The 11,998-nt window shown below is 51.7% G+C and carries 7 protein-coding genes; 1 reads left to right on the top strand and 6 read right to left on the bottom strand.

The features are described 5' to 3' along the window. Window positions 1-200: 200 nt before the first annotated feature. The 4 genes from HY774_16325 to HY774_16310 form a co-directional block, all read right to left on the bottom strand. The gene (locus HY774_16325; protein ID MBI4750052.1) at window positions 201-1,058 is read right to left on the bottom strand and encodes a ParB/RepB/Spo0J family partition protein; all 858 of its coding nucleotides are present in this window, start codon (window positions 1,056-1,058) and stop codon (window positions 201-203) included. Further along, a complete protein-coding gene (locus HY774_16320) occupies window positions 1,051-1,869 on the bottom strand; it encodes a ParA family protein (protein MBI4750051.1) in 819 nt (272 codons plus the stop codon). Before HY774_16320 ends, HY774_16325 begins: the two co-directional genes overlap by 8 nt. A 109-nt stretch (window positions 1,870-1,978) precedes the next feature. Further along, entirely contained in the window at window positions 1,979-2,734 is a 756-nt protein-coding gene (locus HY774_16315; protein MBI4750050.1) for a hypothetical protein, read from the bottom strand. A gap of 196 nt (window positions 2,735-2,930) precedes the next feature. Further along, on the bottom strand, window positions 2,931-3,857 hold the full coding sequence (locus HY774_16310) for a hypothetical protein (GenBank protein MBI4750049.1): 927 nt from the start codon (window positions 3,855-3,857) through the stop codon (window positions 2,931-2,933). A gap of 194 nt (window positions 3,858-4,051) precedes the next feature. Between HY774_16310 and HY774_16305 the strand changes: the two genes are divergently transcribed. Then, window positions 4,052-4,531 (top strand): PepSY-like domain-containing protein, encoded by a 480-nt coding sequence (locus tag HY774_16305; GenBank protein MBI4750048.1) that lies wholly within the window; start codon window positions 4,052-4,054, stop codon window positions 4,529-4,531. 18 nt (window positions 4,532-4,549) lie between these two features. Here the strand turns inward: HY774_16305 and HY774_16300 are convergent, their stop codons facing one another. After that, window positions 4,550-5,026: a nuclear transport factor 2 family protein gene (locus HY774_16300; protein MBI4750047.1), complete on the bottom strand. Its 477-nt coding sequence runs from the start codon at window positions 5,024-5,026 to the stop codon at window positions 4,550-4,552. 16 nt (window positions 5,027-5,042) lie between these two features. Further along, window positions 5,043-11,903 carry a hypothetical protein gene (locus tag HY774_16295; GenBank protein MBI4750046.1) on the bottom strand — a complete coding sequence of 2,287 codons (6,861 nt, stop codon included), beginning with the start codon at window positions 11,901-11,903 and terminating at the stop codon, window positions 5,043-5,045. Window positions 11,904-11,998: the final 95 nt, after the last annotated feature.

The following is an 11,998-nucleotide window of genomic DNA, read 5'->3' as shown; positions in this document are numbered from 1 at the left end:
CACGCTAGCCCAGGGTGCAACCCTGGGACCAACGGCCTGCTCCCCCTCCCGCCCCGCCGGCAACCGCCGTAGGCGGTTGCCGGCGGGGCGGGAGAAATTGGGGATGACCGTAAACCCAGGGTTTCGAAGACTCCACCCTGGGCTACAAGCCATCACCCGCTTCGCAGGTTAAAACCGAAACCTCGTTGTAGTACTAACCACTAATCACATTCTTCATTCAAAGACTCAAGGGCCAGTTGCAGGAATTCACGTACTTCTTTCCGGGACATCTGATGTTTGCGAGTCCGGGCCCGGACTTCTATCGTGCAGTGATAGCGATGGGTAGGATGATCAAAGTGGAATGTCATCAGATTTGGGTTGGCTGTATCTGATTCTCCTTCTTTGGCTTGGGCTGGTTTGGAAGCGATGGACCGCATTTGACGAGCCGTCATCATCCGCCGATTGGACGGTAGCGCCGCCAGTCGTTGGAGCGATTTGAGCGAAAAATCGGGAATTTGGCGGCAAATGTCGAGCACATCGGAACTGAACTCCCGCACACACAACCAGTTGGCAAAACTGGAACGTTTCATCCCAATGGCCTGGGCGGCTTCCTCCTGGGTGGGAAAGCGGTCGGCAATGTCAATCAGGGCCTGGGCTTTATCAATGGTATGCAGGTCTTCGCGCTGGATGTTTTCAATCAGAGCCAGGAGTTGAAGTTCTTCGTCACTGGCTTCACGCACAATCATTGGGATGATCGCCAGTCCAGCTTTTTGAGCCGCCAGCCACCGGCGGTGCCCGGCAATCAGCGTAAACGTCCCATCCTGATTGGCTTTGCCAACTACTGGCTGAATAATCCCTTGCTCGGTAATGCTGGTGGTGAGGTCAGCTAACTGTTCATCTGAAAAGGTTTTCCGAGGTTGGAAGGGATTTGGCCGGAGCAAAGTGATGTCTATGTAACGGAGCTGTTCCAGCACCCGACGGCCAACGGTTTTGACCGGAACGTCACTGATTTTTGGAGCAATCGCGGCCAGTTCGGCCAGCCGTTCGCTACTCACTGCCTTGCGCAGGTTCTTAGCCATTGGCGACCTCCCGGATGGCTTTCAATCCGCAAAACCGCATGACTTCATCGGCCACGGCGGCGACATCCTGGTTGGCCTGACATTCAGGCGCATAGGCTTTGAGCGGCATTCCCTGAGTTCCGGCTTCGGAAACAGCGACATAATCACGGATTGGGGGAAGCGCGGCATACTGAAACGAGGCGCAAATATCGGAGGTCAATTCCTGTAAATGATGGCGATGCAGTACCAATCGGGGACTAAACAGAGTCGGCACGACACCCAGAACTTGAATTGGAGGGAACCGCATATTGCGTCTTCGAGCCTGCGTCCGGGCAATCTCGTGTTGGACTTCGGCAAACGCCGCTACGGCTTTGGCCTCGGTCTGGACGGGCACAAGCAGGGCATCAACCGCAATCAACACCTGAAGCACAATCTCTGAAATCTTGGGCGAACAATCTACCAGAATCAGGTCATATCGTTCCCGGAGCGCATCCATATACCCGACCAGCCGGGCCTGATCCTGTTGCCGATGCAGCGTCAGTTCATCTTCGGTCAATGTGCGGTTGGCGAGTCCAAGATCAACCCCAAACCGGGTTTTGACAATTGGAGGGTGCGTGTCATCCGAGGCTGATGCCGAACAAACAACTTTCCAAAACAGGTCTTCCGATGGCCGGGCGGCGGGGGATTCACCATAGAATAACCCCAGTGTTCCCTGTGGGTCAGAGTCAATCAGGAGTATTTGCAAGCCGCGTTGTGCCAGTTCAAAACCGAGATCACGGGTCAGCGTGGTTTTGCCGACGCCTCCGGCTTGATTAAAGACCGCAATAATCATAGTGCAACCTTGTGGGGAAAAAATTCAGGAATAGGCTGCAACTATACAAACCCGGCCCAGTGCGGTCAATTCAACGGTTGTCTGGAAGGCGTATAACTGAGTTTTTGGGTCATCGAAGCTGGAATTTAGTTTCAACCCGGTGCTCGGATTGATTTTTTGATACAACCGAACAAATTCGAAATCCCTCGCGGATGGATTGCTCCCGCAGAGCGGGTGTCAATCGGGGGTCATCTTCGAACCGGATTTCAGTGATGAGCGGTGATGAGTCTCCGTTTTTGATTTCCACGTGAATGTGCGCGGGAAGCTCAGTTCCTGGATATCCAGCCGGTCGAATGGTTTGCACCGAAAATATGCCATTCTGGTCAGTGCGCAAATATCCAAACAGGCGAGCATGGCGGCGGTCACCTTCCATTGCGGAAATGTGAGCCGCCTGCCGGGCATAAAGTCCCTGGGAGTTGGTGTGATAGAGGTACACTTGAGCCCCTGGAACACGTTTCCCTTGCGCATCAATCACGGCACACGTCACAGAGAGTCGAATTCCGGGTTCGTCTGGGGAAACTATCGTCAAATGCGAATTCCGGCCAAATTCGCGGATCAATTCCCGAAACCGGGGCCAGGGGTGTAAGTCCATGTATTTGGAATCAGTTAACAATTGTTCGGCAGTCGTTTTACTGGTTTTTAACTCAGTTCCGATTGTATCAAGAGCGGCTTTAATGTCGGGGGATTCGTCACCCGGAGCAGGCGTGAATTTTTGAATGGCGGGCTCTTCGACAGATTGCGACCAGTCAAACACAATACACGAGGGGAGGACTGGAAGCAGGGGCAGGCACAGCGATTTAGCGAGAAACCAACGTCGAGTCAGCATCGGAGGCACCTGAAAAGAACTTTTCGTTTTTGGGAAAATGAGCCACCTGTCAAACTGAGTGGCTCAAACCTGGGGTTTACTCAGGTTAGACAGGCAAATGGGCAAATTTCTTCAACTCTTTTCTGGCGCCTGGTGATGCGGTTGGGGTTCAGTCTGAACGTTCCTGCTGATAACCACTGTGCCTGCCTCAAGGAAATCAATATCCAAGCACGGCTGAGCCGGTATACGTCGTTCCAACCTTTTTCACAATCACCTTTTTCGGGAGCGTTGCCCGCATGCCGCAAAAATAGGATTCATGTTCATCGCCAAAGGTCAGGGTGTACTGGTCAGCGCTTTTTTCAAACACGACGGTGTAGGTTTTCTCTTCATCAAAATACTGCTGGGTGTAAGTAATCCTCGACGTCGAATCTTTATCTTCCCAGTTGATATTTTCTTCATTGCGGGCAGCACCAATCCCGCAGGAGTGATCATTGCTGCCAAGATTTCCATACTGAAAGCTATAGAGTTTTCCATTTTGAAATGCCAGGGTGCAGTTTCCGTTATCGTTTTTCACGGCACAATTGACCATTTCAAGTTTGTATTTACTGGCAATTGCCACGTTGGTTGGGGTTTCTTTTCCGACTTCGATGACTTGAAAGGGCAGTTGTTTCTGGCCTTCGACACTTTCCCAGTAACCGACAATGATATTTTCGTTCAGAAAGACGCCATTAAAAGTGCCAGTAACCAGATCCTGCTCTCCGAATTCATCTGCCCGAAAGGCACCGTTGGGTTTGACTTCACCTTCGAGTCGAATGTTTTTCTGATATTTTTCATATAGATAGTTTCCGACCACGCTTGAACCGTCACGACTGACCGTCATTTTGATTTTTAAATCACCATTGATCGTTCCAGTAAAAATTTTGTCGAATTTCCCCGGCAATGACGGCGGGGTTTGAATCGTGACATCTGGCGCTGGCGCCGTTTCAGGCATGCTTCCAGAATCTTTTTTGGTTTCCGAACTGGTCTTTTTTCCAGTTGATTCTCCGGACGAGGAAGCTGGCTCTCCCTTTTTGGCCAGCATTGAACACGAAGACATCGCAACCATGAGTAAAATTGGTCCGAAAACACGCAAACAGCGAGACATAGATCCTCCTCAAACGGGGAAAATAAGCAGCAACCGCGAATGCGGGTGGTGTAAGGTTGGGTGTTCTTACCACCAAATGAACCCAATGAAAAGGGGGGAATTTTCCTGATGAGGACCCGTTGTACTCTGTCTCCAGTTGAGACAATGATTCCCTCACTGAAAATTTTCCAATCCTGAAATCAATAGGAGATTTTATGAAGAGAATCAACCTGACGATGGCCTTCCTTATTTTGGTACTGTCCTTTCCCGTCATGAGTTTTGGAGGTGTCCAGGAAAAACGAAAAATCGGGCGGGGTGATATTCCATTGCCCATCAAAGAGGCGTTCAATCGTGCCTGGCCCAAAGCAAAAATCAAGGAATGCGAGGTCGAAACCACCGCCAACCGGGTTGTGTATTACCTTGATGCTGAACGCGATGACCGGGAAATCGAAGCCGTGTATCAACTCGAAATCACGCTGCTTGAAGAGCAGGAAGATATTGATCTCAAAGAAGTTCCTGCTGCCGTACTTGAGGCCGTCAAGGCTGCGTACCCGACCGGGCACATTGAAGAGGTCGAAAAAATCACCCGCCAGGGCACGCTTTTTGGGTATGAGGTTGAACTCAAAGACGGAAAACAAAACCTTGAACTCCGTCTGGATCCCGCCGGCAAAATTCTGGAGCGGAAAGACGATTAACCCAAATCTGGGGTCAGATCACTCAAAGGTTGAGACATTGGCCACGCGGACCCATTTTCCGTTCTTTTTCTCATAGGTCATGATTCCGGCATATACAAATGACCGTTCTTTGTCGCTTCCATCTGCCTGTTTTTGGGTCCGCCGAACTCGGGTTCGAACGATCATCCAGGCCATGCTGGCATCGTTTGAGACCTGAACAATCGGCGGTTCCACGTCATCCCATTCAAAGTACCTCGCGTTCTTAAAATACTCCTCGAACATTTTGAGTACATCCGCGCGCGTTGACCTTTGAATGGTCCCATTTGAAACCGCGATAAATTCATCGCCGGCGTGTTCGATCAGTTTCCGGGCGTCAGTCTCAAAATGGGCCTGGCGGTCTTTTTTATGAACTTGAAGAAGGGCTTCAATTTCACGGTCCAGCCTGGGTTTATGTTGTGCAAAACCAGCGACACCAGTCCCAACCAGAATCAACACCATGAGAATGGCACGAAGCATAGGGTTCCTTTCACGTTCACAGTGTGATCTGACCTAACAGGACAGCTCGCAGAACAGTAATATCGAGGGCATCCAGTTTCCCGTCGCCATAACTGCCATCTGGGTTGAATGAATAAACATCGGTGGCAAAAACCTGGCGTGGAAGCGGTGCAATCTGTCCGAGCAAAATGGCGAAAGTCGTGGTCAGATCAACGGCATTGACCACACCATCGCCGTCCGCATCCCCAATCAACACAAACTCAGACAGAACCGGTGCGCCTGGAAGCGGCAATTCGTCGGTGTTTGAGAGTGATTGGGTCGTAATTTCAGCCGCACCCGGCACGGCGATAGTGAGGAATCCATTGATATTGGATGACTGCTGCGACGCAGGAATGATGACCTGCAATCGGGTTGAGGTTACCACCAGGACTTCGGTGGCTGGAATCCGGCGGTCACCGCCAAAAAAGACCTCCGTTCCATTCTGAAAACCAGAGCCAAAGATGGTAATGGTTTTACCAGGGGTTGAAGCCACCGGGTAGAACTGATCGAGGGTCACGGTTGACAGGATAATATCCGCTTCGTTTGAGGGGAGGGAATCGCCAGCCGTTTTGTTCGCTTTAACTCGGTAGCTATATGATTCTCCGGCAACAACCCGACCATCGCTAAAGGATCGCGAGTTCGCTGGAACGGTGGAAAGAGCGGTAAACGGTGTGGTTGCGGTCCGGCGTTCGATCACAAAGGCGCCTTCGCCAGCGCTATTGTCAGTCCAACTGAGATCAACCCGCGAAGTGGAAACCCGCAAGGCGCGCAAGTTGGTCGGCGCCGGGAGTTCAATCGTCAGGACAACGCGTTGAACCGCCACCAGACCGCAGGCGTCAGTGGCTCTGATTTCAATCGGATAGTCGCCCAGAAGCTTTTGATCATCCAGTGCGGTCACGGTAACCACCCCGGACCCTGGATTGATGTTGATGGCTCCGCCATCTGGAAGTTGGGTTGGGACCACTTCGACTTTGGTCAGATTGCCATCCGAGTCAAACGGTGCGGCTGACGGAATGAATGTCACCTGGGTAAGTTGCTCCAGGAAAATGTTTTGATAGCTTCCCAGCGTTGGAACCTTATTTTCAGCCACGATGACCGAAAATTCGGCGGTACTGGCTAAATTACCGTCCGAGACCTCAAGCTGAACGGGAATGGTCCCAACCGGTGCCGCACACCCGGCTTCAATCACAGCCGTAACCAGTCCATCTTCATTGGTAACCTGGGTAAAGGTAATTCCTTCGGGCAGGTTTACCGCCCTGACCACCAAATCACCAGGGTCAGTTCCTGAATCTCCCACCGCCGCCACTGGGAAGGTTGCCCGGGCGCTGCCTTGTTTCACCGTCACCGGCGCCGCCGGGGTAATGGTTGGCGCCACGTTGATCACGGTCAATTGGAAGCTGCGTGAGATTGTGCCGGAACAGGTCCCCTCGGCTGAAATCTGAACGGTGTATTCTCCATAAGGCCGGGCGTTGGTGATGTTGATCGTTCCCGCTTCCGGGGTAAACCGGATAATTCCGGCAAATGTATCAGGCGTAACAGTTACGGTCAGGGTATTGGGTTTTAAACTCGATGGCGGCGTATTTGGTGCCACCGTCACCGAACTGCCTTCATTGACTGAGTTGTCCAGATAGGTTCCCAAATTGGCTATGCCGGGAAGCACCGTGATGACCAGGTTGGTCTGTTTCACCAAACTATTATCCGCCACCAGCAACAACACCGTGTTTTGACCCGGTGTCGAGGTACAGGAGGCTTCGATAAAGGCCGAGACATTGCCACCAGCATTGCTGATGTTACTAATTGTCAGGCCAGCGGGCACATTGATGACCGAAACTGACAGTTGCTGAGCCGGGGTTCCAATGTCACTGACCTGCGCAATCAGCGAAGTTGAACCAGGGGAGCCCTGCTGGCGGGTAATTGGGGTGTTCACAATGACCGTCGGGGCGACATTGACCACAATCAACGTAAAGGACTTTTCCGTGTCAACTCCATCATCATCAATCGCCCGGACGGTAACGGTATATTGCCCGGCTGGTTTCGCACTTGAAAATGCAATATTTCCGGTCAATCGGTCAGCATTGATCCCACCCGTGTAGCCAGGGGCGGTGGCGGTCAGTGAGACAATCGTTCCATCGTCAGTTGGTGCCGCCGAAGGCGAAACGGTAATTGAGCCACCTTCCTGGACTGTTGCTGACTGGTAGTTTCCAAGCACTGGCGGTGTATTGTCGGAAACAACTGGTTCACAAGGGGAAAATTCCGACGTGTTGAGTGGGGCAATGGTGGTGGTGGCGGTGGTGGTGACGACGCCGGTGAGTACCGAATTGACAACCAGTGAAATCGGTGCCAGTCCACCACTGTCGGTGGTTACATTCAGCGACCCGATAAAGGTTTGTCCTTCCCCAAATCCAGAGCTGTCACACGCAGGATTTGAGAAAAATTCGATTCGATAGCTGGTATTTGGTTCGCTTTCGAGTATACCGGTGATGGTCGTGGTGGTGGAGTCAGAGATGGCGGAAGCCAACACCGGAAAATTTTGCAGGGAATTGGGCCCGCCGTCAGCATCACCTGGGTCATTGGGGGTTGGACCATCATCCTGAAGGTCAATCCCAAGATTGCCATTGGAAAAGATGGAGTTCGATAGAATGCTATTGCCAGATAGTCCACCTTCAGTGATGGTGCCGGTTTCCACTCCATCATCAGTATTAAAGGCGATGATATTTGGCTGACCCGGACTTGTTCCGCCGATGCTATTGTTCTGGGCTGTTTCAAGCAGCAATATCCCAATAAAATTTGGGATTCCCGCCGTGCCAGCCGCATTGGTTCCGATTTTATTTCCATAAATCAGATTGAGGTTTGACAACCCTTCGATCTGAATCGCCGCCCCCGTATTTCCTGAGATCAGGTTTCCTTCGTTTGACGTCGAACCACCGATTTGGTTCGTACTGCTTCCCAAAAGGTTAATTCCAACACCTGCGTTGGCCAGGGCTGAAGTCCCAGCGGCATTCACCCCAATGTAGTTTCCAGAAATGGTCGTTACGCTACTTGAACTGAGATGAATCCCATCATTCTGGTTGCCGGAGACGATATTTCGCGCACCTGAGGTGGCGCCCCCAATGGTGGTTGACGTTGACCCATTGATTTCAATCCCGTTGCCCTGATTGCCGATTGCGGTTGTGCCAGCGGGATTGACCCCAATGGTATTTCCCTCAACCATGGTTCCAGTTGCCCCGGAATCAATCAGGATTCCATTGCCGTTGTTATCACAAATCACATTTTTGAGCCCGGAAACCGATCCTCCAATCTGGGTGTCAACGACACCTTCAACATGAATCCCCTGGCTTCCATTCCCAAGTGGTGCCGTGCCGCCGGCGCCAATGCCGATGCCGTTGCCCTCAATGATGTTCCCGGTTGACTGTGATCCGAACAAGTAAACCCCGTCTCCCCCGTTGGCTGAAATGAGATTTCCCAGGCTGGAAGAGGCGCTCCCTCCAATTTGGTTGAAACTGCTGTTTTCAAGGCGAATTCCATCGGCGGTGTTGCCGAGTGCCGTATTTCCGGTTGCAGTGACCCCAATGTAATTCCCCTGGATTTGATTCCCTACAGTGGAGAACTGAATTGTAATACCGACCCCGGTATTTCCAGATATTACATTGCGGGTGGCGGCTGTGTTGCCGCCGATTGTATGGCCATCCGTATCGGAGAGAAGGATTCCTCCCGATTGATTCCCAACCGCTGCCGTTCCGTTGATGTTGGTCCCGATGTAGTTCCCTCGAACCATCGTATTGGTTACCGACAAATCATCGATAAAAACTCCATAGCCGCTATTGCCGGAGATTACATTTTTGTCGCCGGTGGTGGGCCCTCCAATTTGAGTTCCATCGGTATCTGCGGCGATTGAGACCCCGCTTAACTGGTTCCCCAATGCGGAAAGGCCATTGGCCGTGGTGCCAATCAAATTTCCTCGAACGGTGTTGTTGTTATTGGTGGCGACAACGGATGACTCATCTGGTTTTCTGAGCACGACTCCTTTGAAATTCCCTGAAATCACATTGCCAGGTGGTGTCCCTGGGGTGGACGTATTGCCCCCAATCTGATTATTGGATGAGTATTCAATGACGACTCCGCCAATCATAAATCCACTGAGTGTAAAAGAGGTGGTCCCGGTAATATCGGTGCCAATGTAATTTCCCTGAACCAGATTATTTACAGCGCTTCCATCACCCACAAAATAAATCCCGGCATTATTATTTCCCGAGATAATGTTGCGGGCCTGAACCACCGCCCCTCCAATGGTGGACCCGGTGGCATCTCCCTGAAAAATCCCGGTAAGCCCGTTTGAAATGATGTTGGTACCGGCGCTGTCCAGCCCAATAATCGAATTTTGGATAGTTGTACCAGTAACATCGCCAAAAATTGCAATTCCATCAATGTTATTCCCAGAGATGACGTTCCGGGCCAGGGAAGCCGTTCCGCCGATAGTGACCCCACTGATGCTCAGAGGATTGAATGTACCTTTCCGGTTCGGTTTTGTCAGGTTAGGTCTGGTATGGGAATTTACTCGAACTGATGGTCCTGGTCGTGATTCCCCAGAAAAGGCAGAAACCAGAATGCCAGACCCACCATTGCCTGATCCTGAAAGCCCATTGCCGGAAGTCCCGATCAAGCATTGCTGAATCATCACTCCCTGGGCTTCCTCAATCGAAATCCCGTCCGATGAATTTGAAGAAATATGATTGAAGGCCCCGGTCACCGAGCCACCAATCTGGGTGTTCATCGTTGGGCCAAGTTTGATTAAAACACCATACACACTGTTGCCAAGTGGACCTGTTCCCCCAGCGGTCACACCGATTCGATTCCCCTGGAGGATATTTCCATCTGTCCCCGATCCAGCTAAACAAATCCCGGTAAATGAATTTCCGGAACATAGATTCCCATCGCCCGTCACCGTTCCTCCAATCGTGTTGCCGGCTGAGCTTTGGGTAATCTCGATGCCGTTTTGATTGGGTCTGGCACTGGTGCCGGTTTCATCCGTGCCAGTCAGGCATCCCCTGACGATGTTATTGCCATTGATCCGTAATTTGATGCCAGCCATTGGAAAGTCATTGATGACCAGATTTGAAATGGTGCAGTTCCCAGATGAAACTTCGAGCCCACTCCCAAATTGCATCGGTGAACCACTGATCATGATGGTTTGACCCGCAATTGTTCCCCCATCAATGGTGACCGGATTCACGATTTCAGGAAGTGAAAGCGTGCCCCCCAAATTAAACGTCGTCACTCCCGGTCCAAAGTTGAACACAATTTGATCGGCGGCGGCGGTAAAATTGGCTTCTTCAAGGGCGGCCCGCAGCGTACAGGTGCCGCTTCCCGCGTCACAAATGCCATCCCCAATATTGAGGTCACTCGCGTCAGCGGTTGATGTGACGGTAAAGGTCGCCTGCGGCAGGGTCACCAGCGTGGATGGACGGCGTTCCCCCTGGTGCAAAACCACCAGATCGGTCAGGGCATCCTGGTTTAACCTCAGCGGGAGTACCGCCAGTGCCTGAGATGTCGCGGGCAGGGGGACTTCCTGGAATTTTGGAAGCTGAACTCCTGGAGCTTTGGTGTTGGTGCCGTGAGTCGGTAAGAGCAAATCAAGTGATGCATCATCTCCAATCACGGCCAGATCCGTGTGAGGAAGCGCCGAAACCTTGACGTTGACCAGTTCTTTGGCGCCCGGTATTGGGGAATTGGTTATCTGGCTCTGTTTCCACACCGCCTTGGAAAATCCATCTTTGATTGGTTTTCGAAGTTCGAGTGGTTCAATCAATCCAACCTGATTGTTTTCAAAAAGAAGTGCAATTTCAGTGGCTGAATTTCCGATGAAATTGCCCGAAGCGATATGTTTGATTTCCTGACCAGTTGGAATTTGGTCGAGTGTGGCTGGTGCAACTTGAGCCTGGGTCTCAGGGTCAACCGACAACCTCCGGTCCCGTCCCCAAATCATCGAAATGGTATTGCCTGCCGCCACCGCCAGATCAAAAGCACTGTCTCGGTCAAATTGCCCGACGGCGAGACTTGTGACTTTTTTGGGGAAAACAAAGCGTTCAGGTTCAGCCGTCATGGCCCCAAGCGGACTTTCAAACACCAGCACTTCACTGCCGGAAAGGCTTTCAACCGCAACCGCGACTTCGGGCAAGCCGTCTGGACGGTTGATTTCACCGACAACGAAGGCGGAAACTTTCCCTGGAAGCGATTGGATCTGGCCAGCGGTCAGGTTTCCATTTCCATCACCGATAAAAAACAGGAGTTGATTTGATGAACCGGAAACGACAACGACATCAGCTTTGCTGTCGCCGGTAAAATCACCCGCACCGACAAAAAGCGGACGCTCAGGCAGCCCAAATCGGGCTGGCTGGGGCAGGAATGGCGACACCTGAAATGGATCCTGTTCATTTCTGTGCCGGGTTTGGAGCGATGACAACGACCGGTACTCTGGATTGGCAAGCCACACTTCAAGTGACCCGGCGCCACCCTGAGTGCCACCGGTGATCAAATCGGGAATGCCATCATCGTTCAAATCGGCGCTTGCCAGGGCTTCAGGCTGGCGTGACACCGCCTCTCGGGATGCGTCATCAGTGTCATCAGCCTCCGTGGTTTCTCCGGTGAGAGGGATTCCATCCGAGAGTGATAGCCATTGGTTGCGAAGCTGGCTGGCACCAATGGTGACCCTGGCCCCTGAGCCGGACTTCTGATTGGCTGAAAATGCTGCTTTTGAATAAGGAACGCTCTTGAGATAAAGTGTTGAAAATAAAATTGTTAAACCAGCAATAAATAAAACTCGACGTGGATTTGACCTGGACTGAAGAATACGACGCAACATACCAATTCCTCATTTGACAAAGGTTTGGAGTTTTGGGGTTACGGGCTGCTCGTGAAAGTACACGGGATTCAGACCCTAAACCCCAATCCCTACTT

It is taken from the genome of Acidobacteriota bacterium (assembly GCA_016208495.1).
Lineage (GTDB): Bacteria > Acidobacteriota > Blastocatellia > Chloracidobacteriales > Chloracidobacteriaceae > JACQXX01.
The sequence above is the reverse complement of the archived record's forward strand: the minus strand, read 5'-3'. Positions and strand labels throughout refer to the sequence as shown.